Below are 22,773 nucleotides of genomic sequence, written 5' to 3'. Positions count from 1 at the left end.
TCCCATTATCTAGCTGAATTAGTTTATTCATACTAAAAAAGGCATTCTCACAGCAACCGCTGCAGAATGCCTCTTTCCAAAGTTTTATCTCTTCTTGGGTTCAATACTAATTTTCCCTTTTTCCAATGGTACGCCATCTCTCATTAAACCGTTGCGGTTCCTCGGGGTTTTCTTCATGTTTGCTTGTTCTTTTAATGCCATTTGTTTTTCCACCTCCCCATAGGGGTAGTATGTCCAAAAGCTTAATCGTCCTCTTTGGTGTCTTTTCGGTAATTGTATTGCTCTTGCATATCTGCATCCGAATCTGGATTATTCATCATATTACGCCCTTGGAGATAGACCAGCGTTTCAGCCTTCGCGGGTACGCGCCTTCTAGTATTAAGCCAACTAAGAGATAATATAACTAAAAATATCATGAGAATGATGACTGCCCAACTCATAAAAATCCCGCCCTTTTTTCTTTTAGTTTTATCCCCTACTATCGTTTTATCCTTGCCTGATTTTGCATAATAACCAACTGTCCGTGTAAAATGGGGAGGAAATGCCAAGATAGAACGCGAAATACTTGATTTGAGCACATTATGATTACGGAGGAAAAGTCCATGTATAAAATTTACGATGTCTCCATGGCCATCCATGAAGGAATGACGGTTTATAAAAACAAACCTGAAAAACAGCCAGCCTTTGAAACGGTTCAAAATAACTATGTTAGTGAAACAAGGGTAAGCCTTGATGTACATACTGGCACCCACGTTGATGCCCCTCTACATATGGTTGTTAGCGGTGAAACGATGGAATCCATATCCTTGGAGGATCTGGTAGGACCGTGCAGAGTATTAGATCTATCCCATGTTAAAGATGGCATTACGGCTGACGACCTCGCGCCATTCGATATTCAAGAAGGGGAATTTCTGTTGCTTAAGACAGCTAATTCACTTGACACCGCGTTTAATCCCGACTTTATTTATGTGAAGGAAGACGCTGCGAAGCTCCTCGCCTACAAACGGGTGAAAGGTGTGGGAATAGATGCTTTAGGTATAGAACGCAGCCAACCCGGGCATCCAACCCATAAATGTCTCTTTGGTGCCAAGATTATCATCATTGAAGGGCTCAGATTGCAGGACGTCCCTGCAGGTAAATACTTTATGATGGCAGCTCCGATTAAATTAATAGGAACAGATGCAGCACCAGCACGAGTAGTCCTAGTAGAAGGACTTTTAGGATAGGACTAGCTTAACGCTAGTCCTTTTTCATTGAAAAATATGGTAAACTAAATATATCGACGAATGCTAAAAGGAGACCCTATGTTCCAAGTCACTGAACATTCTCAGTATACACATATCCAATTTAGTCATGATAAAGGTAACTCCATTGATTTACCTTTTATTCACCGTTTTATGGAAGTACTAGATACGATTAGCGAGAAAACCAGCGTACTTATCATTGAGGGCACCCCTCATTTCTCTGTAGGTATGAATTTACAACAACTAGCCCATCTAGCTCCTTTAGAAGTAACAACTCTCTTTGCCACCTATGAGAAGTTCTTAAACAAACTAGAAACAGCACCCTTTATCACTATTGCCAAAATTACGGGCTATGCTATGGGAGCAGGAGCTGAACTTGCGCTCTCTTGTGATTTCCGTTGGATGGAACAAAAAGCGAAAATTGGATTTCCAGGTGTTAATGTGGGATTTACCTATAATACCAAGCGACTTCAGCGTCTCATTCCCCTACAGATTGCCAAGCGCCTTGTTTTAAGCGGATCTACCATAAACGGCCAACTAGCCTTGTCGTACGGGATTGCCGACAGAATAGCAAGTCATAAACGTATAGATCAGGAACTAGAGGAATATGCCATTCAATTTGCGGGCAAATCCCCAATTGCGATAAAATATGCGAAAGAAGCTTTCCTTGAGTTGGGGTCAGATGTTGCCCTTTTGCGCTCTATTGAAGCAGAGCATTATCACGAAGGTGCTCTTGCTTTTATAGAAGGCCGTCCACCACAATGGGACAAGTTCTAACCTAGTTAACTACCAAGGAACTTTGCTACAGCGAAAGGATGATACGGACTTATGTCCCATAACAAACCTTCTGAACCTCACCGTCCAGATACATCGAAGAACGGATTAATGAAAAAGTATCCACTTTCTCCCGATCCGAAGGAGCGAACGGATCGAACTCGCAAAATTCTCACACGCTTTAAATCCCTAGACATAGAGTCTAATTCTAAGAGCGAGTAAAAACTTTCGGAGGAACGACTTATGATTCCGTCACATTACTCCCCCTATAAGTGGGAAAAGTACTCAATCCAACATCTTCCAAACATTCTCTATCATCAAAAAGAGCTATACTCCCTTAACTTTAAGAAGATGAACTTTGATGATCAGTTTTACCAAAATATTACGCAATGGTATGTAGATGGTACGAAGAAGCAAGATTGTCATTCTAATCTCCTATACGATTCTAATGGGAGTTTAATGGGGTTTTATTTATTTCAGAAAAATGAATCCACGGCCTACCTCATGCAGATGTTTGTTGAAGAGAAGTATAGAGGACAAGGATACGGTCATTTGTTATTAAACCACTATGAAGAAATGGGGAAGGAATTAGGAGCTATATCCTCTTTTCTTCATGCAAGCAGCATAAATATTCAAGCTGTGCGTTTTTATCAACGAAATCATTATCTTATCATTGATCATGAGACGGATGAAGATAACAGCCCACGCTATCTTATGTTCAAGAACATGAGAAAAAATCATCTAAGGTAAATAACGAAAGAGCCCTGGGAGCCAAGACCACGGCTTTTTTCATATGTTTATACTCATGCACCTTACAAATCCTACAAGTTTTTACTATAATAACTACAATAGCAAAACACAACAAATCAGGGGGAAAACATTCAAATGAATGACAAGCATGTGTACCTATTCTCCGAGGGAAATGCAAGCATGAGTGACCTCTTAGGCAGAAAAGGAGCCAATTTGGCTGAGATGTATGGTTTAGGACTTCCAGTCCCTTTTGGCTTTACTGTAACAACTGAAGCTTGCCGCATGTACTATAAGGATGGAAAAAAGATCAACTCTCTTATTGAAAAACAAATGGATGAAGCATTGATTAAAATAGAAGAAATAACTGGCAAGGAATTTGGACATGCTAAAGATCCCCTTCTTGTCTCTGTTCGATCGGGTTCCCCCATCTCCATGCCTGGTATGATGGATACCATTTTAAACTTAGGCTTGAATGACACTACCGTTGAGGGCCTTGCCCAAAAAACAGGTAATCCCCGTTTTGCTTTTGATTCCTATCGCCGCTTTATTCAAATGTTCAGTGATATCGTATTACAAATCGATCATTATCAATTTGAAATAGAACTTGAACAGTTGAAAGCGAAAGCCAAAGTAAAAAGAGATGCAGATCTTTCTGCTGCTCATCTTTATGAGCTAGTTCGAATATATAAAAAGATTATAAAAAAGGAAATCAAAGATGAGTTTCCACAAGACCCTAAGATTCAGCTTATGTTAGCAATAGGTGCGGTTTTTGAATCTTGGAACAATCAAAGAGCGGTACTGTACAGAAGAATTAACCGGATCGAGAAGGACTATGGAACCGCTGTAAATATTCAATCTATGGTCTTCGGTAATATGGGAGACGACTCTGGTACTGGCGTTGCCTTTACACGTAACCCCAATCATGGTGAGAACGAAATATTCGGTGAGTTCTTGCTCAATGCTCAAGGCGAAGATGTTGTTGCTGGGATTCGCACTCCAGAACCTCTGTCTGAATTAAAACGTTATATTCCAGAAGCATACCACCAATTTAAAATGTTAGCACGCAATTTAGAAACCCACTACCGAGCGGTACAGGATATTGAATTTACCATCGAACAAGGTAAACTTTTTTTACTCCAGACTCGTAATGCCAAAGTCACTCCACAAGCAAGCATAAAAATTGCTGTCGACATGGCTCAAGAGGAGTTCATTACCCAAGAGGAGGCTCTCTTGCGTATTGAACCACATTCTCTTATTCCTCTGCTTCACGAAACATTGGACATGGATGTCGAAGTGGAAGTTTTAGCCCATGGCCTACCCGCAAGTCCAGGTGCAGCTGCTGGTATTATCGTGTTTGATTCAGAAGAAGCTGAGCGTCTCCAGCGCACAGGGCACGAGGTTATCTTGGTGCGAAGGGAAACTAGTCCAGACGACATTCATGGGATGGTGGCGAGTGTTGGTATCTTAACCAGCCACGGTGGAATGACCAGCCATGCTGCCGTTGTAGCTCGCGACATGAGCAAGCCTTGTATTGTCGGCTGCGAATCCATGCAACTTAATGAGTCTAGGCAAGAAGTGACCTTCGGTCAAATTACACTTAAGGCAGGGGATACGATCACACTAGATGGTTCGACAGGTAGAGTGATCCTTGGTAGAGCTCCCCTTGTCGCTCCTACACTTAGCCAAGAACTAACTACGCTTCTTTATTGGGCTAAGAGAAAGAAAACAATGGGCGTCCTAGGGAGCGTGAATACCCCTAAAGAAGCTATTCAAGCGAAATCATTAGGTGCCGAAGGTATCGGTCTGTGCCGTACGGAATTTATGTTTATGGATCCTGTTCGCGTTCCTACCGTTCAAGAAATGATTCTTTCACAAAATAAATGGGAGAGAAAAAAAGCACTGGACAAGTTGCTTCCGATGCAAAAAAGTGATTTTCTTGAGATGTTTCGTATTATGGAAGGCAAAGACGTTATTATCCGTCTATTAGACCCACCTCTTCATGAATTTTTACCTAGTGCAGAAACCTTATCCATTGAGATTGAGCGTGCAAAGCTCCACAAAAATTTCGAAGAAGTCCAAGAGAAAGAAATGTTACTCCGCCGAGTAAAAGCTTTGCATGAACTAAATCCATCCTTCGGTCACCGTGGATGCCGAATTGGGATTACCTACCCGGAAATTTATGAAATGCAAGTGACAGCGATAGCAGAAGCGGCACTGGAGCTAAAACAGGAGGGAATTCGAGTTCAACCCCTTATCATCGTTCCCCTTGTCAGCCATGCCAATGAAATGAAGATCGTTCGGGAACAAGTGGAGGAGACTCTCAATCACATATTCGGAGTATATAAAGAGAGGATAAACATTCCAGTTGGATGCTTCATGGAGCTTCCTCGAGCTTGCATTACAGCAGGTCAGATTGTTAAATATGCCGACTTTATCATATTCGGTTGTAATGACCTGACTCAGACTACCTATGGCTTTAGTCGTGATGATGCGGAAGGCAAGTATCTTGCTTATTACGTAGACCATAAGATACTGCCAGAGAATCCTTTCCTTGTCTTAGACCAAGAGGGTGTTGGAGGATTAATACGCTTTGGGACAGAGAACGGAAGAAGGAATAATCCAAACCTACGCGTGGGCGTCTGTGGCGTCCCAAGCAGCGAGAAGAAATCCGTTCGATTCTTTCACCAATTAGGCTTAGATTATCTATCTTGCGTCCCTCATCTCGTCCCCGTTGGCATTGTATCTGCTGCACAAGCAGCCATTCGACAAGAGCAAGCTAAGGCATAAGAAAAGGAGGATGTCCCAAATTAGGGTTCATCCTCCTTTTGTTTATTCCTCTATTGGCCCTAGTTCATACCCTTCTTCGAAGAGCTCCTTATATCGAATCTCAGGGAATTTTTTCTTCGTATGTGTGTAAAACATCGTATCCATTACAACTTCTCCATCTTCCGGATAATCCAGGATATCAAAATACTTCTTGGCTTGCTTTAGTCGTTCTTGAACGTCTTGCCATGATTCAAATTGCCAACAAACCTCAAGTTTATCTTTAAAGATGCTGAAATGAAGGCCACTTTCCGGCATATAAGGCATAACCTTGCTATGCATAACCTCTCCGTTCCAAACAATGACATCACCATTCTTCAATATCACACCACGGGCGTATCTTTCTTGGCCATAAATCTTTTTCACATCTCGACGTGTGGGATTCGTACAGATAATCAGATCATCTAAGTTACTCATAGCTCGTCCCCTTTATATATTTTAATCCGTCTCTTCCTCTTCCTCTTCATCGTCTGTTACAAAGATTAGTTCTACCCCTAAGTCTTGAAGCAACTGAAGCACGGCATCATTCAACAATGGATCATGTACTAACCCAATGGATTCCACTAATTCCAACTCTTCGAGATCCCCTGTTTCGGCATCTTCAATTAATTCCACAATATCTTCTAAACCTTTTTGCTTTAATGCTAATAACACTTCCTCTTTTGTCATGAAAAACCACTCCTTCTATCACTATAACCTGACCATATTATACATGAATTCGAGGGTGGTTTATACTTAACTCAACCAAGTCGTCTTAGATAAAATAAACAGAAGATTAACATTACATTCAACTCCTATATGTTATACTCAAATTAAGGGTGTACCGTTATTTTCCAAAAAAATTCTGCATAATATAGTACAAGTATTCAAAAAGATATTCAGTTCACTTTCAGAGAGTTATATGGTACCCTTTATATATCAATAGATTTACTTTACGAAACTTTCAGTTCTTTCGCGTTGCAACAGGTAATACTTATTATCTTCTGTTTAGATCGTCTCAAATTTTGCGAATCGGACAGGATAATAATAGGAAATAAATCCAAAATATGACTAAGGACTATTCCTAAACCAGAAAAAGCTACCATCCTCTTTCTCTTCAAGTTTTGCAGGAAACATAAGACCAGATCTATTACCTTTTTGAGGAATAGAACATTTCTTATCGAATTTCTCACTTCTAAAAGGAGGCGTTGTTAGTTGAATCCAAATGAACGAATGGTAACCCGTATCAAATCCATCTACTACTATCTGAAAAAGAAAGGGAATGATGTACATTCGACGGAGTTGGCCGAAGAGTTTGGATATACTACACGTACCATTCAGAGAGATCTAAAAACGCTAGAATACAATAACCTAATTAAGAATACAGGAAAAGGAAAGTGGGTCGTTATCTAAACACACAAAAAAGGGCGTTCATCTAAGTATTGAATACTTAATGAACGCCTAATAAGGATGTAAAAACATTAAAACACTCGACAAGATTTATTATAGTCGAAAGCATGAAAACAAGCAATGAAAACGCTTAATTTTCTAAAAACCCAAAAAAGAAGAATGACCATGTAGGAAAGTATCCATTAGGTACATTCTTCTGTCTATTATAGGTTAGCTGTCACTTTTCTCTTCCACTCATCAAGAAATCGTTCTTTTTCTGTGCGCTCCTTTTTTGTCGCCTTGCGCTCCATTTTATAAGAGGAACAATCCTCAGAATAATCGCTCGCATGGAAGGATAGCTTCTTTTGCTTCTTCATGCAAAGGTTTTCTGACTTAACAAGGTAGAAGCAGTTCCTGCATGAATTAACCGCTTGAATTTGTGGTGTCTTCTTTTGAGTTATGACCATCTTACCCGTGCAAAATGGACAAACTTCCATATCCAGATTCTTTGACCAGCCAATGCAGCCTTCATTTAGGCATTTACGTACATCGATCCACTCTTGACCAGCAACGATGTTCGTTTTGAGCTGAGCCTCAGGACTTTCAGACATTAGAAAGATGTGATTCATTATCCATCACGTCCCCATTCTATAAGAATTCGTTGAAGAGGTCCTCTTTTATTTATTCAAATATATCACTAATTGCCTTGATATGATGCAAGTAAGTAATGGAAAAGCCACCTGAGAATAAGGTGGCTGGGTTTCTTCATTTACTTTATAACGGGTACAGATTCCTTCACTAGATCTGGTATTACGACTTCCATCTCACCAACACCACGGATGATCTTGCGTGCGTAAGTCTTCTCCGGATTAAGGATCTTAACCAAATATTCAATAGCAACTTCAGGATCTACAGTATCACCGCAAGTATAACAGTCAAGTGCAGCGAACCCTCTCTCAGGGTAAGTGTGAATTGAGATATGACTCTCAGACAAAAGAACCAGAACTGTAGCCCCTTGTGGATCAAATTGCTTGGATTGTACGGATAACACCGTAGCACCACAAGCCTCAGCAGCTTCTACCATATGATGTTGAAGTAGTCCTGCATTGTTCAATAAATCAAAGTCTACACCCCAAGTATCAATTGCAACATGTCTTCCGAAAGTTGAGTATTCCATCTTTCGGTCCCCCCTCCTAGCATATTATAGTTAAACGATATCGCTAGGACCTACGCCATTCACTTTCATCGAGGAGAATTTCCTTGAGTGAATCCTGGTTCCTATTCTGTATCAACAATGAATAAAATAACATGTATTGAACCATGACGCAAGCCCTTTTTTTGGGGGAATCCATTATATCTTCGAAGAAGACCTATCTTCCACCTCTTGGTTCGCAGTCATTTAATGAGATGAATGCCTCTTTAACTCGATTCCAAAAAGGGAAAGAACGACACCGAAGAAAACGAATCTTCTCTTTAGCAACCGAACAGGTAAGCTGTTGAATCGATTCCACTGGGAACGACTCATGATCGACAGAGAGCATGTATGTGTCAGCTTTTGGTAACAACGTAAGGATATGATGCTTCGGAATTACCAGGGAGGAACCAATGGTCCGGTAAACTCGATTATTTATGGATGCCATCTCACTTAACTGGATGATCTCAAGTGAGGGGTGAACAATCGCCCCACCTAAGCTTTTGTTATAGCCAGTACTGCCTGAAGGGCTTGATATGCATAAACCATCCCCTTTAAACGACTCAAAGTGATGATTGTTTAATCGTACGTCAATTTGAACGGAGCCTTTAACCCCTTTAATGGTAACGTCATTAAGAGCTTGGTAGGTTACGGTTTGGCCATCTGCTTCCACCTCAGCTTGAACCAGTGGATATTCTACTGTAATTAAACTGCTATCCACTATGGCTTCTAGGAGGGATTCTACATTGTCCCAATCTGAATAAAAACCTAAATGCCCCGTATTATAAGCAATAAACGCTGTACTTTCTAACCGATGCTTATATGTATGAAAGGCTTGCAGTACCGTCCCATCTCCGCCGATAGCGATGACAACCCTTGGAAAAACTTGGTTGTAGTTAAAGCCTTGGCCATTCAGATACTGGGTGACTATTTCTTTCTTTGCCTCAGAGACCTCATCGCCTCTGCTTATGACTGCAAACTCCATATTTACATCTCCGCTTTCTTATTATTTATAAATTCTAATTCTAATTCTCCCGTACTTTCACTTTTTAATACTAGCTTAGCTTCATACTGATGACCAGTTTTGCTCTTAAACTTTAGTTTTCCTGTCTTTCCCTTGGTTATTAGAGTTTTTACCATACCTTCGGAAATCTTTTTACCAAAGCTGTTTTTCCAGATCACAAAGGTACAGCCCGTTTTATAATGAGTGCAACCATAACCCTTATTTCCTTCCACAATCTGCCCTCCACATCCCGCTCGAGGACAAGTGCCCAGCGGTAGGCGAGCAGCCGTCGTTTGCCGGATGGACTCTGTAGCGATGTTTGGCAACGGTTGGTTACGAACCTTCTCCACGATGAGGTGAGTTAGCTTCTTCACCTGCTCAAGGAAAGAAGTGTCTGACGCTTGCCCCTTTGCAATTTCATTTAATCTTCTTTCCCATTGTCCCGTCATTTCAGGTGATGTAAGAAGCTCAATCCCAATTTGACGGATCCATTCAATTGTTGAGCGTCCCTTAGGAGTTAAGGCTAGCTTCTTACCCTCCATCGCAATGTAGCCCACCTTTTTTAGCCGTTCAATTGTAGCAGCGCGGGTCGCAGGGGTGCCAAGCCCTGAGTCTTTCATGGCGTCGCGCAATTCTTCATCCTCTATGCGCTTCCCCGCGCTCTCCATGGCTTTAAGTAGGGTTCCCTCCGTATATAGGCTTGGAGGTGTGGTTTCTTTCTCCATACAATCGGCACGTTGGCACAGAGCTGGCTTGCTCGGTTCAATAGGAAATGAGGCTACCATTTCTTCTTGTTCTTGCTCTACCTCTATTTTTTTCTTTCCCTTCGGAGTTTCCGGGTAGACCACCTTCCATCCCGCCGATAAAAGCTGCTTTACCTGAGTTTTGAACCTCTCTCCTTCAACTTCCGTGATCACATTGTGAACTTGGTATTCTGCAGGGGGATAGAACTGAGAAAGAAATCTTCTAACAATCATATCATACAGTTTCTGTTCATCTACCGTGAGCTTACCTGGTTTCTTACTTGTGGGAAGGATGGCGTGATGATCCTCAACTTTTGAAGGATTACATATGCTCCTGTTATTTTTATGAACTATGGATTTATTCGCTCCGTTAGCTAGGGCCCCATAATCTGTACCCCGAAGAGACTCCAAGGTTCGATACATCTCAGGAATATTCTCCTCGGTGACATAGTTGCTATTTGTCCGCGGATAGGATATCAATTTATGTTTCTCGTACAAAGCCTGGGCAAGATCTAACGTCTTCTTGGCTGAGAAGTGGAGCTTGGCGTTGGCCTCTCTCTGTAATAAAGTCAAATCATATAATTTAAATGGATATTCTTTTGTCTCTTTCTGTTCATATTGCGCAATGCGCCCTCTCTTTAGGTTCACCTTCTCCACGATCGTCTCAGCAAACTTCCGATCCAGTATTCTCTCTCCTTGCCATTTTCCCTTGTATTCAAAATCATCTTGCCTGAAGTGAGCTACAATCTCATAGTAGTTAGCCTTCTTGAATTCTTCCATTTCCTTTTGCCGATCATAAATCAAGGCAAGTACGGGGGTCTGTACCCTCCCTACAGATACAAGCGCCTTCACTTGTGTTGTAAAAGCCCTCGATCCGTTCATTCCTACTAACCAGTCCGCTTCACTTCGGGACTTGGCAGCCTTGGTCAGATTAGCGTACTCCGTTTCATCTTTCAATTGCATAAAACCGCGACGGATCGTTTCCGGAGTCAGATCTGAAATCCATAAACGTTTAACCGGTTGCTTCAATCCGAGATGACGCTGAATAAAATAGAAAATAAGCTGGCCTTCCCGTCCTGCATCACACGCATTAATTAATGTTTGGCATCTCTTGGAAAGTTCGGCAATCGTCTTCAGTTGATCGCGGGTTTTAAAGTTGGGGACTAGTTTAAAAGATTGGGGAATAATAGGGAGGTCGTTTAGGTTCCACCTTTTAAATTTAGCATCATATTTTTCCGGTTGGGCCAATTCAACTAAATGTCCTATTGCCCACGTAATGATATAATCTTGCCCTTCAATATAAGTCTTATTATTCTTGCCTCTAGGTTCCATAACAGCAGCAATAGTTCGACCCATAGAGGGCTTTTCTGCGATAACGAGCGTCTTCAAGAAGACACCTCCTTAAAAGAAACTAAAAAGTGCGCAAAGGCGCACTTTACACATTCTCCACTTTATTGAAAAAAACCTCTGCAGCGTCAAAAAAATCTCGAAAATGGTAGGTAGGAACCTGATTGGCTAAATCAGTTTTTTCAGTATGGATTAAAGCAGAAGCCATTCCTATTCCATTAGCCCCTACAATATCATGCTTCATTGAGTCTCCCATGTGAACGGCTTCCTCAGCCGTCATCCCAGCTCTCGCTAAGGCCTGTTGAAAGATTCTTGGATCGGGCTTACTCACCCCAATCTCTTCGGAAATAATAACGAGATCCTTTTCAAAGTAAGACATCATATTCATTTTACCCAGCTTGGCCAACTGCATTTCGACTGGACCATTCGTAATCAGTCCCACTCGGTATCGCTCTTGCAACCTCTGAAGAAATTCTCTTGCCCCAGTAAATGGCTCGACATGATCAAGGTAATTGGAGACAATATACTCATTTAATTCTTTCATCTTATCCTGCTCGATCGGGATTTTAAAGTGCTTAAAGGTTCTGATCCATCTTTCATCTCGATAGCTGTCCATCGTTCGTTTTCCCTTTTCATATTCAAAATATAGCTCGTCCGCTATAGATCGAAACGTTTCATAAAATGATGGAAATGCAAGCCCAAGTTCTTGAATTCCGATCACTTGGTTCAAGGCTTCATGAGAAGTCTTCTTATACATCTCGTCGAAGCTAAAGATCGTATTATCTAAATCTAAAAAAACAGCTTTATACACAGATATTCTCCCCCTTCTCATGTTCACAATCAAAGGCGGAATAATAGGTTTACTTTTCCTTTGATCGAATGTTCTCCATCTGAGTCTCTACTCGTTTAAGTATATCTTTACACGTGACACGACTCTGCTTTTTCAACCTTTCCACTTCCCCTTGATAAAATTGAAGTTGCTTGCTATCTTTTATATATTTCAAGTTTATACTCATCGTCAGTAAGGCTCCTTGGCAAGCAGCATCGAGAAACAATACAGCACAGCCAAGATCGCTTAGTACATTCTTTTTTATCCGGTAGAGAAGCTCACCGCATAGACATATTGTATCCAAACACTCTCTTGCAAGTTCGAAGGGCACTTGAGCCGCTTGTAAAATTCGGTGCTGAAGCTGTTCTTTCTCCTCTTTCTTTTCAAGGGCAGTCATCACCTCTTGAAAGGCTTGAATATCCTCTTGGCACAATGCTTCAAAATGATCAAGATGCTTCAACAAACTCTGAATCCGTATCTGCAGCTCTATTTCCACCTCAGAGCGATCACTGATTCTTGCCGCCATAAGAGCGATAGCCGCTCCTAGGGAGGCAACGACAGCCGATGTGCTGCCTCCCCCTGGGGTTGGAGCAGAAGAGCTTAATAACCTTATATATTCCTTTATCGAATGGATGAACAGAGAGTCCCTCAATGCTATCTACTCCTACCACGGATCATTCATTACATTATAGCCAACCTCTTCAAGATACTTTTCCTTATTAATGCGGTCCATGTAACTGACTTCTGCAATTTGCTTTTCAAAGTTTTTAAAATAACCTTCAAATCCATCTATAGCCCAGAGAAAGATAAAAGATAAAAACGTAACTCCCGAAATAAATTGGACAAGCATTCGTGTATCCCCCCTCCACTTATTCCTATTCGAAGCCTTCTCTTTTCAGACTCCTAATGTAAATAAGTGATGGCTACAACAAAAAAATGCCCCCAATGCATGATATATCCTATTTTGCACTGAGGGATTTGGATTTATGTCAGCTATTTGTATTTCTTCCAATCCATTGGAGTTTCATTAAGAAGCTCTTCAAACGTTTTATTCTTTTCTCTTTGTTTTGCTTCGAATTGCTTACGAGCCAATTCTTCTTCTCGTTGCTTCTGTAGTTCCTGTTCTTTTTCCTTTTTTATCTTCTTTAATTGCTCGGCCATGTCTTGACTTAGCAAGTCACCTAAACTGAGAGCTGCTTCATTGTTTGCAGGTTTAGAAGAAGACTTGGAGGACGTTTTTCTTTTCATAAGATCTATTAACCTCCTTTTGGATACTTGAAGACTTAATGTCTCCTAGGTAATTCTCCAGTACGTTCATAGACCTCCGCTAAAGCATCTATTTCTTTCTTAAGCTCCTCAACCAACACCGCTTCTGGGATCTTTCTAACAATTTCACCGTGACGGAAAAGCAATCCTTCTCCTCTAGCTCCCGCGATTCCAATATCGGCTTCCCGAGCCTCCCCTGGCCCGTTAACTGCGCAACCAAGGACGGCAACCTTAATTGGAGCCCTGACTTTACTGATGTAATCTTCAATCTCATTAGCTACAGAAATAAGATCAATTTCAATGCGACCACACGTAGGACAAGAAATCAGTGTCGCAGCATTCGCAGCTAACCCGAATGTTTTCAGCAATTCACGGCATACCTTAATTTCCTCAACAGGATCTGCACTGAGAGAAATCCGAATCGTAGAACCTATTCCCTGTGCTAATAAGGCGCCAAGACCTGCCGCACTCTTGACCGTTCCGGAAAACAAGGTTCCTGCCTCTGTAATTCCTAGGTGAAGTGGATAAGAGAAGGCAGAAGCAGCTTTCGTATAGGCCTCTATCGCTAACGGTACGTCCGATGCCTTCAAAGAGACAATAATATCATGAAAATCGAGGTCTTCTAGGATTCCAATATGATGAAGGGCACTTTCCACCATTGCATCAGCTGTAGGGTAACCATACTTGTCCAATAGGTGCTTCTCTAAAGATCCTGCATTTACACCAATACGGATCGGTACCCCTCTTTCTTTACACGCCTTCACCACTTCTTCTACTTTTTCTCTCTTCCCGATATTCCCTGGGTTAATCCTTACCTTGTCAATTCCATTCTCAATTGCCTTAAGAGCTAGCTTATAATCAAAGTGAATATCCGACACAAGTGGGATATGAATCTGCTTCTTAATTTCCTTTATCGCTTCAGCCGCTTCCATATTATTTACAGTTACCCGAACAACCTGGCAGCCTGCTTCTTCTAAGCGGAGAATCTGTTCTACAGTAGACTTCACATCCGCTGTTTTCGTAGTGGTCATGCTCTGTATAACCACTTGATCACTTCCGCCGATGGTCAGGTTTCCTACTTTAACTGGCTTGGTCTGCGTTCTATGGTACATAACGTAACTCCTTTTTTATCCTGTCAGAGGGAAAAGCATAAGGAAAGGAACTGTTCACTAACCCCTCATTTCTATGCCTGTTGATCCTCGGACAGCCTTAGGTTAGAGATTAATATTGGTATACCTCTATTGTAAACCATCTAGTCAAGTCTTCGATAGCGATATTTCTTGTTGTAATTATTAAAAAATTCTGTTAAATAGGAAATACCTGTGTTATAATAACACTACCTCATAACCTTTGTTTCTTCTCCTCCTTATCCGAGGAGATTTTTTCTGTCTTATGCTAAGCTTAAATTTTTGTTTAAAAAAGGACGGCTGCTATACCGTCCCTTCTGAATCCGTAACCGCATTTTCTATTGCTAAACGAATACGTTCTCCTAGGTGCCCAAGTTGTGAAATTCGACCGTATTCCCAAATCTCCTTAAAGCTCTGATAATACCGATCGGCTTCGGTGACCTTGCCATAACTATAAAGTCGTTGGATATCTCGCAGGATATTACTTACCATTTGTGATTTTGTTTCAAATTCCTGTTGAGCATCCTTGACCTCTTCCCGAATTAATGACATCTCTTTATCTAACTCATGTGCAGCCTCTGCTGCTTTAACCAATCTTTCACGAATATGAGGGGGAATATTTTGTTCATATTTATAATTGAGGGAATGTTCAATAGTTGCCCAGAAATTCATGGCCAACGTCCGAATTTGAACTTCGGCTAGTATTTCTTTCGGACCTATGGAAGTCTGCACGGGGTACCTCACGATAATATGATGACTTCGATACCCGCTATCTTTTTGATTATTAACGTAGTCCTTTTCATAGATCACTTCCATATCTTTTCTAAGTAAGACGAGTTCCCTTACCTTATCAATATCCTCAACAAATTGACACATGATGCGTATGCCAGCTATATCTTCAATCCCCGTCTCAATGTTTTCCATCGAGACATTGAGTCTTTTCGCCTTAGAGAATATACTCGATATCCGCTTTACCCTCCCCGTTACAAATTCAACAGGAGAATAATCTTCCCTTTTTTTATATTCTTTTCGAATTCCTTTAAACTTTATCTTTAGTTCTTCTACCGCTTGCTCATACGGGATCAAGAATTTATCCCAATCACGATTGCTCACTCCGATTCCTCCTGCCAGAGTTTCTTCCCTTCTTTCCCTTCTCAACAAGATCAAGCTAGGGAAATCATGCAAATTGTTACCAAATCTATTTTACAGGATTTCTTCGTGAAGGGAAAGTTTTAAGGCCTCCCACATTGGCTGAGAGGCCTTAATAACAAGTTACACGAGTATTGCTTTTTCAGTTTTATTCATCATATCTTCTATGTCTTTTATGGATTGCTCCAATTCTTTAATATCATCGTCTAGCAACTCCTTTAGCCGAATTTTGTCTTTCAATAGCTTCCTAGTATGTTCGAGTCGTTGCTTAAGATCGAATACGCCTAAGTACATCTTTAATCCCTCCATATTACCTAATCCTTGTTTTTAACCTTTATATTTATATGCTGAAGGGATATAAAACTTTCCTTGAATTTTTACATTACCCATTTGGCTACGATAGGATAACCATAAGGTCTTTCTTGCGCTGCATAGATAATTCCCTTAATGGGGTACCACACCCCAACGATTCCAAAGAACACAAGAAGAGGCATCCCAATTAATACAAAGGATAAGACAAAGGAAATAAAAATGCAGAAGCTAAGAAGAATATGAAATAGTAAAGCCTGTATAGCAAAATCCTTTACTTCATGATCCTTTGTAATAAACATAAAAATCAGGGGAACAAGTATAGGAGCAAAAAAGGCACTCGCATGTATAACGATGAGTGAAGCTTTTCTATCCATCGGAGCATTCAATCCTTTCATTGGTTTCATCATTCTATAATACGTACTTAACAAATAAATAGTTTCGTACATGGAGAAAAAAGATACAAGAAACGGGAAAAAGACTTGGGGTCAGCCAAGTCTCTTTTGTTTCTATTACTTAAATATCCCTAATTGATCAATTCTCGAGATCGCTTCCTTAAGACGTTCCCCTGGTGTTAACAATCCGACCCGAACGTACCCTTCTCCGTACTCTCCAAACCCTTTTCCTGGAGCTACAACAATATGGGCTTCATCTAGCAGTTTGTCCGCAAAGGAAACGGAGCTATATCCATCTGGAACTGGCAGCCAAGCAAAGAAAGAGCCTTGAGATGGCTTAGCCTGCCAACCAATTTGAGATAATCCATGAAATAACGTATCTCTTCTCGACTGATATGTTGATACTAATTCTCTTACACACTCCTGTGAACTAGTTAAGGCATGGGTTGCCGCCATCTGGACTGCTCCAAACAGACTTACAAAAAGGTGGTCCTGTAGGAGATTGATCAGACTTACCATTTTTCTATTTCCTACGACAAAACCCACTCGCCAGCCAGCCATGTTATAAGTTTTGGAAAGTGTATATACTTCGATCCCCACTTCTTTCGCTCCCGGGGCTTGGAGAAAGCTCACTGGCTTTTGTCCATCAAATCCAATTGCCCCATAGGCAAAGTCATGACAGACCACAATCCCATGTTTGTCTGCATATTGAATCGTTTCTTCAAAGAAAGAAAGTGGCGCCGTCGCTGCAGTGGGATTATTAGGATAATTCAAGAACATAAGTTTAGCTTTATTTACATCTTCAATAGGAATAGCTGAATAATCCGGTAGGAATTGATTCGCTTCTCGAAGAGGCATAAAGGACATGCGAGCCCCTGTTAAAGCAACCCCCGACCAATAATCTGGATATCCTGGATCTGGCACTAGGCAGATATCTCCAGGGTTTAATAAGACTTGACATACTTCAATTAAGCCTGTTTTCCCCCCAAAAACGATAGCCACTTCTTGTTCTGGATCCAACTCAACATCGAATTCACTTTTATACCAATGAGCAACCGCTTCTTTCAATTCCCTGCGCCCTTGGAATGGGGGATATTTATGGTGAATAGGATTAGCTACGGCACGTTGCATCTCTTCCACGATATGCTCAGGGGTAGGTAGATCTGGATTTCCTTGACCTAGATTAATTATATCGTGTCCTGCCGCTGCCTCCCTTTGCACCTTCGCGACAAGCGTAGCGAAAAATTGAGTTGGCAAGCCTTTCATAATATCAGCTGATTCAATGTTCATGCTTTCATTCCCCTTACATGATTACTCCATGCCTTAGTTTTTCCGAAGACGTTTCGCAATATAGTTCCCAATGGACTGAACCCCTTGAACAATAATAATTAAGAGAATAACAGTCCAAAGCATAACATCAAGTTCCCATCGCTGATAACCGTAACGAATCGCTAAGTCTCCTAAACCACCCGCACCAATCACCCCTGCCATCGCGGTTGCCCCGATCAAACCGATCGTCGCAATGGTTAAACCTAATGATATTGCTGGTCTAGCTTCTCTGATCATCACACGCCAGATAATCTGTCTTCTGCTTGCTCCCATAGATTTAAAAGCCTCAATAATTCCAGGGTCCACTTCGAGAAGAGCAGATTCCATTAATCTTGCAATGTAGGGAGCCGTATAGACCACAAGAGGTACGATAGCTCCTTTAACACCAATGGCAGTCCCTACGATAAACTTCGTAAATGGGATAATAGCAACCATAAGAATAACAAAAGGCACCGATCTAAGAATATTAATTATGACATTCAAGACATTATAGATCATGACATTCTCAAAAATATGCTTCGGACGAGTAACCACCAATAGAACACCAAGCGGGAGTCCTATTAATGCCGAGATCGATAAAGCGTAAAATACCATCCACCAAGTTTCAATTAAGGATTGAATATATAGATCGCTTCGATCAAATAAACTAGTCAACATCCTGCAGCACCTCCACACTCAAGCCTTCACTTTGCAAGTACTCCATTCCTTGTTGAATTACACTCGCTTCACCTGTTAGCTTCAAGATGAGACTTCCAAAGGTGGTTTCCTTAATTTGTGTTATATTCCCAAACAAGATATTGGGACGAAGCGGAAAACGGGTAGCCAGTTCAGCAAAGACAGGTTCTGTTGTTGTTTCACCGACAAAAGAGACACGGATGATTTCCCCATTTGCCCTTTCGTTTTTAAACTTAAGTTGAAGATTTTGAGGTAAATTAATGTCAAAAACATTTTTAATGAAGTTTTTGGTCGTTTGGGTTTTAGGTTGTGAAAATATCTCTAATACACTTCCCTGCTCTACAACCTGCCCATTTTCCATAACCGCCACATGATCACAAATTTTCTTAATGACATGCATTTCATGGGTAATCAACATAATTGTGATTTGAAATTTCTTATTGATATCCAATAGTAAATCCAAAATAGAGTCAGTAGTCTGGGGATCTAGGGCAGAGGTTGCTTCATCACAAAGAAGGATTTCTGGATCATTAGCTAATGCTCGAGCAATCGCTACTCTTTGCTTTTGCCCCCCTGATAATTGTGATGGATAAGAAGCCCCTTTATCTGACAATCCGACTAAACCTAATAATTCATTAACTTTCTTTTCGATTATATGCTTTGGCGTATTAGCTAACTCAAGAGGGGCTGCAATATTTTCAAACACCGTACTAGATGAAAGTAAATTAAAGTGCTGAAAGATCATTCCTATTTTCCGCCTTGCCTCACGTAGGTTGCGCTCAGATAGATTTGTCATTTCAACCCCATTTACCATGACAGATCCTGAACTAGGCGTCTCCAAGAGATTAACACAACGGATCAAGCTGCTTTTTCCGGCACCACTAAACCCAATAACTCCGAAGATTTCACCCTTCTTTATCTCTAGGCTAACGTTCTTAACCGCCTCTACATTGCGTCCATTTTGTTCATATGTTTTATATAAATTTTTGATAACAATCATTGAGTACCCAACCTCCAAACATCTTTGCTCATAGACCAAACAAAAAGAAGGACCCCCTGTTGGAGGTCTTCTCTTCCCTTTTCAAAAGCATCTCCTAATCCTCTTTTTTCCTGCATACAAGGAAAACTACCAGGATGGTACAACAGATCCTTGGAAATGCTCTTCTATAAACTTCTTAACTTCGTCAGAGTGATAAGCTTTTACAAGCTTTTGAAATTCTGGACGATCTTTATCAGCTGTACGTACGGCAATAAGATTTACCCACGGAGAATCACTAGGCTCAATAAAGATGGAATCCTTCGTTGGAACATATCCATGCTCCATCGCAAAGTTCGTATTGATTGCTGCTACCGCAAGATCATCAAGAGCCTTAGGAATAAATGCAGCTTCTAGTTCTTTAAACTTCAAGTTCTTAGGATTCTCAGCAATATCGTGAATCGTAGCTTTAACTCCTACCCCTTCCTTCAACTTAATTAAGCCTGCTTCCTCAAACAGTTGAAGTGCTCTTGCTCCATTCGTTGGGTCGTTTGGTAATCCTACTTGTGCCCCATCTTCTAGTTCACTGACATCTTTAATTTTAGTAGAGTAAAGTCCCATTGGGAAGTTAATGTTGTTAGCTAGTTTTACAAGATCTAAGTTATGATCTGCCTTGAATCTTTCCAAGTAAGGCTCATGCTGGAAACTATTAGCATCCAATTCCCCTTCTGCTAATACCTTATTTGGTTGCACATAATCGTTAAAGGCAACAATTTCAATTTCAAGGCCATCTTTTGCTGCTACCTCTTTTACTTTTTCCATTACTTCTTCGTGAGGACCAGCAGTTACCCCTACTTTAATCTTGGTAACTTGGTCTCCACCGCCACTAGCTTGACTTGGCTGATCGGAAGAACTTCCACACCCCGCAAGAAGTGATACTGCTAAAATAGAAGTTGTTAACACCTTTGTCCACTTTTTCATTTTCTAATACTCCCCTTCATATGTGTATTCGTGTTAAGGAGAGCGAACCTTTTTACTGTCAGCTACCAGGGCCCTTGGTTGTTTGACAAATAAAAAACCTCTTCGCTCAGAGAAGAGGTTTGACGTGTAGTAGTCACGGTCACGCTCTTATCTGTCAGGACAATTCGTCCTGTGGAATTGGCACAGCATCTTCTCTTTGAAGATCCGCTGCCGGGTTTCATCGGGCCAGTCCCTCCACCTCTCTGGATAAGAAAACAATTCCGATTGGAATTGTTTTATTTAATTGTTACTCTTACTCTACCATCCGACTCCATTGTTGTCAACATTATCTTTCGATCTGTTGAAAAATGCCGAATGTGAAGAAGTTAACGATATTGAGAATATTACGTTTTACTCATTATGTCAACGAAAAAAGATGAAGTCTTTATAATTTGAACAATCTGAGTAAATGAAAAAAGCCGGAGTTCTACTCCGACTTAAGGCTTACTCTTGATTATCAGGCATCAAAGATACAGGACGTTGTGGAAGGAAAGTCGAGATGGCGTGCTTATAGACTAATTGTTGCTTGCCATCGCTATCAATCACGATTGTAAAATTATCAAATGCACGAATGAGACCTCTCAATTGGAATCCGTTCACTAAATATATGGTAACGGGAACATTTTCCTTTCTTAAGTGGTTAAGAAACGTATCCTGAATGTTGATGGAATTTGCCATTGGGGGTTTACCTCCTCTATTTATATCTTAACAGTTATATTCGTTATCTTACCTAATCTTTCCTGCTACAAAGCTTCGAATATTTTCGACAAGCTCAGCTCTATCCCCAGGTTCTGTCATATCGAGCCAGTTGATATCTTTCATAGACCTAAACCAAGTCAATTGACGCTTAGCAAAATTACGGCTATTCTTTTTAATTCGTTCAATCGCTTCATCTAGCGATGTTTTACCATGTAAGTAATCTATGACCTCTTTATAACCAATTCCTTGCAGTGAAGGTATACTGCTATCATATCCTTGATCCAGCAATCTCTGAACTTCAGCCACAAGGCCTTGACTAATCATCAAGTCCACTCTCATATTTATTCTCTCATAGAGAAGTGTGCGTTCCATAGTCAATCCCAGAAGACAGAGCTGATAGGGGGATTCGGAAGAACGCTGTTGATATTCGGCCATCGGCTTACCCGTTAATTCATAGATTTCAAGGGCACGGATAACTCTTTTTACATCATTTTGATGCAATCGCTTAGCTGTAATTGGATCAATGGCCTGCAAGCGCTGATGGAGTGCTTCCTTCCCATGGAGTTCCGTATACTCTTCTAAGGCTGTACGCAAGGATAGGTCCTTCTGCGCTTCTGAGAACTTGTACTCATAGATGACGGACTGGATATACAGCCCTGTTCCTCCCACGATCATAGGAAGCTTACCCCTCAGATTGATTTCCGTAATGAGCTGGCGTGACTGATGCTGAAAATCAGCAACCGAGAAATCTTTATCCGGCTCAAGGATATCAATCAAATAATGAGGAACCGAATCCATCTCAGCTTCTGTAATCTTGGCTGTTCCGATATCCATTCCCTTATAAACCTGCATGGAATCCCCCGAGATGATCTCACCATCTAGCGCCTTAGCCAGATCGATACTTAAGGACGTTTTCCCCACTGCAGTCGGACCTACAATCACGAGGAGTTTCTCTTTATTACTCATGTCTTATTCTCCTTCAAACCTCGAGGATGCCATAGGCGACTTCCTTGTTCTCGTTGTAGATCATGGTAAATCCCAAGCGATCGAATTCTCGGCTATCCCTTCGCTCCTTAAGAACTACGCGACGCCTGGCCACCCGAACGGCTTCCTGAATGGCGGTCGTTTCAAGAGGGGATGGGTTAGCAAAGCCGCGAAGTACCTGCAGAGAGGTCGATTCAGCAATACTTTGGCGAAACATCGGATCAAAGTATACAACATCAAAACTCTTGCTAGGCAAGCGCTGCAATACCTCTAAATGATGCTTGGCTATTACTTCAATCCTTCTTGCCGCTTCATCCAATTCCTTAAATAGTTCAAGCTCTTTTAGCCCTTCTTCGACAAGGAGAGCGATCATAGGCTCTGACTCAATTCCTACGACTCTTCCTGTCTCTCCTACCACAAAGGAAGCAACAAGACTATCCGCTCCAAGACCCATCGTGCAATCTAACATAGAATCCCCTGATTGCAACTGACATGTTTGAATCATTATATCATTATCGCCGCCTAACAAGCGCTTTATACGAATGGCAGACATCCCAGGATGAAAAAAAAATGGACGTTCATTTCCTTCTGCATACCACTGAATCCTATCCTTTGAAACAACAAGGAATTGCTCTATTTTCTCCTCTATATAAAACTTCCTAATTGACCTTTCCCTTCTTGAAACAAACGTTCCGTTTACCCTCTCAGCTAATGCCTGAGCCTTATTGATTAATTCTTGGTTTACCCTCTGAGATGTAGTTATGATCATCC

At 41.1% G+C, this 22,773-nt stretch carries 28 protein-coding genes and 1 riboswitch; of the genes, 6 read left to right on the top strand and 22 right to left on the bottom strand.

What is annotated here, in order from left to right:
- Positions 1–242: 242 nt before the first annotated feature.
- The gene (locus EIZ39_RS03180; RefSeq protein WP_129197339.1) at positions 243–440 is read right to left on the bottom strand and encodes a hypothetical protein; all 198 of its coding nucleotides are present in this window, start codon (positions 438–440) and stop codon (positions 243–245) included.
- Positions 441–602: 162 nt separating this feature from the next.
- Here EIZ39_RS03180 and EIZ39_RS03175 point away from each other — a divergent pair, with 162 nt between their 5' ends.
- The 5 genes from EIZ39_RS03175 (at position 603) to ppdK (ending at position 5,555) form a co-directional block, all read left to right on the top strand.
- Positions 603–1,226 carry a cyclase family protein gene (locus EIZ39_RS03175; RefSeq protein WP_129197337.1) on the top strand — a complete coding sequence of 208 codons (624 nt, stop codon included), beginning with the start codon at positions 603–605 and terminating at the stop codon, positions 1,224–1,226.
- A 78-nt stretch (positions 1,227–1,304) separates the two neighbouring features.
- Complete coding sequence (locus EIZ39_RS03170) at positions 1,305–2,021, top strand: enoyl-CoA hydratase/isomerase family protein (protein ID WP_164984869.1); 717 nt, start codon at positions 1,305–1,307, stop codon at positions 2,019–2,021.
- Between the two features lie 51 nt (positions 2,022–2,072).
- Positions 2,073–2,240, top strand: a complete 168-nt coding sequence (locus EIZ39_RS26365) for a hypothetical protein (protein ID WP_164984868.1) — start codon at positions 2,073–2,075, stop codon at positions 2,238–2,240.
- A gap of 21 nt (positions 2,241–2,261) precedes the next feature.
- Positions 2,262–2,768, top strand: a complete 507-nt coding sequence (locus EIZ39_RS03165; protein WP_129197333.1) for a GNAT family N-acetyltransferase — start codon at positions 2,262–2,264, stop codon at positions 2,766–2,768.
- 135 nt (positions 2,769–2,903) lie between these two features.
- Positions 2,904–5,555, top strand: a complete 2,652-nt coding sequence (gene ppdK / locus EIZ39_RS03160; protein WP_129197331.1) for a pyruvate, phosphate dikinase — start codon at positions 2,904–2,906, stop codon at positions 5,553–5,555.
- A gap of 42 nt (positions 5,556–5,597) precedes the next feature.
- On the opposite strand, the gene EIZ39_RS03155 is transcribed toward ppdK, so the two are convergent.
- Together EIZ39_RS03155 and EIZ39_RS03150 are read right to left on the bottom strand one after the other, a co-directional pair.
- A complete protein-coding gene (locus EIZ39_RS03155; protein ID WP_129197329.1) occupies positions 5,598–6,008 on the bottom strand; it encodes a hypothetical protein in 411 nt (136 codons plus the stop codon).
- 21 nt (positions 6,009–6,029) lie between these two features.
- Positions 6,030–6,260 carry a hypothetical protein gene (locus EIZ39_RS03150; protein ID WP_129197327.1) on the bottom strand — a complete coding sequence of 77 codons (231 nt, stop codon included), beginning with the start codon at positions 6,258–6,260 and terminating at the stop codon, positions 6,030–6,032.
- Positions 6,261–6,785: 525 nt separating this feature from the next.
- Between EIZ39_RS03150 and EIZ39_RS03145 the strand changes: the two genes are divergently transcribed.
- On the top strand, positions 6,786–6,983 hold the full coding sequence (locus EIZ39_RS03145; protein WP_129197325.1) for an HTH domain-containing protein: 198 nt from the start codon (positions 6,786–6,788) through the stop codon (positions 6,981–6,983).
- Between the two features lie 200 nt (positions 6,984–7,183).
- Here EIZ39_RS03145 and EIZ39_RS03140 read toward each other — a convergent pair whose 3' ends face one another.
- From EIZ39_RS03140 to EIZ39_RS03055, 19 genes are all read right to left on the bottom strand, one after another.
- On the bottom strand, positions 7,184–7,588 hold the full coding sequence (locus tag EIZ39_RS03140) for a hypothetical protein (RefSeq protein WP_164984867.1): 405 nt from the start codon (positions 7,586–7,588) through the stop codon (positions 7,184–7,186).
- Between the two features lie 140 nt (positions 7,589–7,728).
- Positions 7,729–8,136, bottom strand: coding sequence for an adenosylmethionine decarboxylase (gene speD, locus EIZ39_RS03135; protein ID WP_129197322.1), 408 nt, complete (start codon positions 8,134–8,136; stop codon positions 7,729–7,731).
- A 193-nt stretch (positions 8,137–8,329) separates the two neighbouring features.
- On the bottom strand, positions 8,330–9,136 hold the full coding sequence (locus EIZ39_RS03130; protein WP_129197320.1) for an NAD kinase: 807 nt from the start codon (positions 9,134–9,136) through the stop codon (positions 8,330–8,332).
- 2 nt (positions 9,137–9,138) lie between these two features.
- Complete coding sequence (locus EIZ39_RS03125) at positions 9,139–11,286, bottom strand: type IA DNA topoisomerase (RefSeq protein ID WP_129197318.1); 2,148 nt, start codon at positions 11,284–11,286, stop codon at positions 9,139–9,141.
- Positions 11,287–11,332: 46 nt separating this feature from the next.
- Complete coding sequence (locus EIZ39_RS03120) at positions 11,333–12,055, bottom strand: HAD family hydrolase (protein ID WP_164984866.1); 723 nt, start codon at positions 12,053–12,055, stop codon at positions 11,333–11,335.
- A gap of 49 nt (positions 12,056–12,104) precedes the next feature.
- A complete protein-coding gene (locus EIZ39_RS03115; protein WP_164984865.1) occupies positions 12,105–12,725 on the bottom strand; it encodes a cyclodeaminase/cyclohydrolase family protein in 621 nt (206 codons plus the stop codon).
- A gap of 12 nt (positions 12,726–12,737) precedes the next feature.
- The gene (locus EIZ39_RS03110; RefSeq protein ID WP_129197312.1) at positions 12,738–12,923 is read right to left on the bottom strand and encodes a hypothetical protein; all 186 of its coding nucleotides are present in this window, start codon (positions 12,921–12,923) and stop codon (positions 12,738–12,740) included.
- Positions 12,924–13,066: 143 nt separating this feature from the next.
- Positions 13,067–13,321 carry a YqkE family protein gene (locus tag EIZ39_RS03105; protein WP_129197310.1) on the bottom strand — a complete coding sequence of 85 codons (255 nt, stop codon included), beginning with the start codon at positions 13,319–13,321 and terminating at the stop codon, positions 13,067–13,069.
- A 35-nt stretch (positions 13,322–13,356) separates the two neighbouring features.
- Positions 13,357–14,451 (bottom strand): flavodoxin-dependent (E)-4-hydroxy-3-methylbut-2-enyl-diphosphate synthase, encoded by a 1,095-nt coding sequence (gene ispG, locus EIZ39_RS03100; RefSeq protein WP_129197308.1) that lies wholly within the window; start codon positions 14,449–14,451, stop codon positions 13,357–13,359.
- Between the two features lie 318 nt (positions 14,452–14,769).
- Positions 14,770–15,579, bottom strand: coding sequence for a GTP diphosphokinase (gene yjbM, locus EIZ39_RS03095; protein ID WP_129197306.1), 810 nt, complete (start codon positions 15,577–15,579; stop codon positions 14,770–14,772).
- A 159-nt stretch (positions 15,580–15,738) separates the two neighbouring features.
- A complete protein-coding gene (locus tag EIZ39_RS26360; protein WP_164984864.1) occupies positions 15,739–15,909 on the bottom strand; it encodes a hypothetical protein in 171 nt (56 codons plus the stop codon).
- Positions 15,910–15,992: 83 nt separating this feature from the next.
- Positions 15,993–16,301 (bottom strand): DUF4870 domain-containing protein, encoded by a 309-nt coding sequence (locus EIZ39_RS03090; protein WP_129197929.1) that lies wholly within the window; start codon positions 16,299–16,301, stop codon positions 15,993–15,995.
- Positions 16,302–16,436: 135 nt separating this feature from the next.
- Complete coding sequence (locus EIZ39_RS03085; RefSeq protein WP_129197304.1) at positions 16,437–17,609, bottom strand: pyridoxal phosphate-dependent aminotransferase; 1,173 nt, start codon at positions 17,607–17,609, stop codon at positions 16,437–16,439.
- Positions 17,610–17,642: 33 nt separating this feature from the next.
- Positions 17,643–18,305 (bottom strand): methionine ABC transporter permease, encoded by a 663-nt coding sequence (locus tag EIZ39_RS03080; RefSeq protein WP_129197302.1) that lies wholly within the window; start codon positions 18,303–18,305, stop codon positions 17,643–17,645.
- Positions 18,295–19,323, bottom strand: a complete 1,029-nt coding sequence (locus EIZ39_RS03075) for a methionine ABC transporter ATP-binding protein (RefSeq protein WP_129197300.1) — start codon at positions 19,321–19,323, stop codon at positions 18,295–18,297. Before EIZ39_RS03075 ends, EIZ39_RS03080 begins: the two co-directional genes overlap by 11 nt.
- 126 nt (positions 19,324–19,449) lie before the next feature.
- A complete protein-coding gene (locus EIZ39_RS03070) occupies positions 19,450–20,280 on the bottom strand; it encodes a MetQ/NlpA family ABC transporter substrate-binding protein (protein ID WP_129197298.1) in 831 nt (276 codons plus the stop codon).
- A 144-nt stretch (positions 20,281–20,424) separates the two neighbouring features.
- Positions 20,425–20,533: riboswitch (SAM riboswitch) on the bottom strand.
- A gap of 230 nt (positions 20,534–20,763) precedes the next feature.
- Complete coding sequence (gene hfq / locus EIZ39_RS03065; RefSeq protein WP_129197296.1) at positions 20,764–20,997, bottom strand: RNA chaperone Hfq; 234 nt, start codon at positions 20,995–20,997, stop codon at positions 20,764–20,766.
- 48 nt (positions 20,998–21,045) lie between these two features.
- Complete coding sequence (gene miaA / locus EIZ39_RS03060) at positions 21,046–21,984, bottom strand: tRNA (adenosine(37)-N6)-dimethylallyltransferase MiaA (RefSeq protein WP_129197294.1); 939 nt, start codon at positions 21,982–21,984, stop codon at positions 21,046–21,048.
- A 13-nt stretch (positions 21,985–21,997) separates the two neighbouring features.
- A complete protein-coding gene (locus EIZ39_RS03055) occupies positions 21,998–22,771 on the bottom strand; it encodes a class I SAM-dependent methyltransferase (RefSeq protein ID WP_129197292.1) in 774 nt (257 codons plus the stop codon).
- Positions 22,772–22,773: the final 2 nt, after the last annotated feature.

This window comes from Ammoniphilus sp. CFH 90114, assembly GCF_004123195.1.
Classification (GTDB): Bacteria; Bacillota; Bacilli; order Aneurinibacillales; family RAOX-1; genus YIM-78166.
This window is presented reverse-complemented; position numbering and strand designations above follow the sequence as displayed.

What these genes read in the sequence shown, in the direction of transcription:
- EIZ39_RS03055 (WP_129197292.1), bottom strand. Translation starts at nt 22,771, where the DNA reads ATGATCATAACTACATCTCAGAGGGTAAACCAAGAATTAATCAATAAG.
- ppdK (WP_129197331.1), top strand. Translation starts at nt 2,904, where the DNA reads ATGAATGACAAGCATGTGTACCTATTCTCCGAGGGAAATGCAAGCATG.
- ispG (WP_129197308.1), bottom strand. Translation starts at nt 14,451, where the DNA reads ATGTACCATAGAACGCAGACCAAGCCAGTTAAAGTAGGAAACCTGACC.
- EIZ39_RS03150 (WP_129197327.1), bottom strand. Translation starts at nt 6,260, where the DNA reads ATGACAAAAGAGGAAGTGTTATTAGCATTAAAGCAAAAAGGTTTAGAA.
- EIZ39_RS26360 (WP_164984864.1), bottom strand. Translation starts at nt 15,909, where the DNA reads ATGTACTTAGGCGTATTCGATCTTAAGCAACGACTCGAACATACTAGG.
- EIZ39_RS26365 (WP_164984868.1), top strand. Translation starts at nt 2,073, where the DNA reads ATGTCCCATAACAAACCTTCTGAACCTCACCGTCCAGATACATCGAAG.
- EIZ39_RS03080 (WP_129197302.1), bottom strand. Translation starts at nt 18,305, where the DNA reads ATGTTGACTAGTTTATTTGATCGAAGCGATCTATATATTCAATCCTTA.
- EIZ39_RS03110 (WP_129197312.1), bottom strand. Translation starts at nt 12,923, where the DNA reads ATGCTTGTCCAATTTATTTCGGGAGTTACGTTTTTATCTTTTATCTTT.
- EIZ39_RS03140 (WP_164984867.1), bottom strand. Translation starts at nt 7,588, where the DNA reads ATGAATCACATCTTTCTAATGTCTGAAAGTCCTGAGGCTCAGCTCAAA.
- EIZ39_RS03170 (WP_164984869.1), top strand. Translation starts at nt 1,305, where the DNA reads ATGTTCCAAGTCACTGAACATTCTCAGTATACACATATCCAATTTAGT.
- EIZ39_RS03180 (WP_129197339.1), bottom strand. Translation starts at nt 440, where the DNA reads ATGAGTTGGGCAGTCATCATTCTCATGATATTTTTAGTTATATTATCT.
- EIZ39_RS03155 (WP_129197329.1), bottom strand. Translation starts at nt 6,008, where the DNA reads ATGAGTAACTTAGATGATCTGATTATCTGTACGAATCCCACACGTCGA.
- EIZ39_RS03175 (WP_129197337.1), top strand. Translation starts at nt 603, where the DNA reads ATGTATAAAATTTACGATGTCTCCATGGCCATCCATGAAGGAATGACG.
- speD (WP_129197322.1), bottom strand. Translation starts at nt 8,136, where the DNA reads ATGGAATACTCAACTTTCGGAAGACATGTTGCAATTGATACTTGGGGT.
- EIZ39_RS03130 (WP_129197320.1), bottom strand. Translation starts at nt 9,136, where the DNA reads ATGGAGTTTGCAGTCATAAGCAGAGGCGATGAGGTCTCTGAGGCAAAG.
- hfq (WP_129197296.1), bottom strand. Translation starts at nt 20,997, where the DNA reads ATGGCAAATTCCATCAACATTCAGGATACGTTTCTTAACCACTTAAGA.
- miaA (WP_129197294.1), bottom strand. Translation starts at nt 21,984, where the DNA reads ATGAGTAATAAAGAGAAACTCCTCGTGATTGTAGGTCCGACTGCAGTG.
- EIZ39_RS03090 (WP_129197929.1), bottom strand. Translation starts at nt 16,301, where the DNA reads ATGGATAGAAAAGCTTCACTCATCGTTATACATGCGAGTGCCTTTTTT.
- EIZ39_RS03085 (WP_129197304.1), bottom strand. Translation starts at nt 17,609, where the DNA reads ATGAACATTGAATCAGCTGATATTATGAAAGGCTTGCCAACTCAATTT.
- EIZ39_RS03165 (WP_129197333.1), top strand. Translation starts at nt 2,262, where the DNA reads ATGATTCCGTCACATTACTCCCCCTATAAGTGGGAAAAGTACTCAATC.
- EIZ39_RS03075 (WP_129197300.1), bottom strand. Translation starts at nt 19,323, where the DNA reads ATGATTGTTATCAAAAATTTATATAAAACATATGAACAAAATGGACGC.
- EIZ39_RS03070 (WP_129197298.1), bottom strand. Translation starts at nt 20,280, where the DNA reads ATGAAAAAGTGGACAAAGGTGTTAACAACTTCTATTTTAGCAGTATCA.
- EIZ39_RS03105 (WP_129197310.1), bottom strand. Translation starts at nt 13,321, where the DNA reads ATGAAAAGAAAAACGTCCTCCAAGTCTTCTTCTAAACCTGCAAACAAT.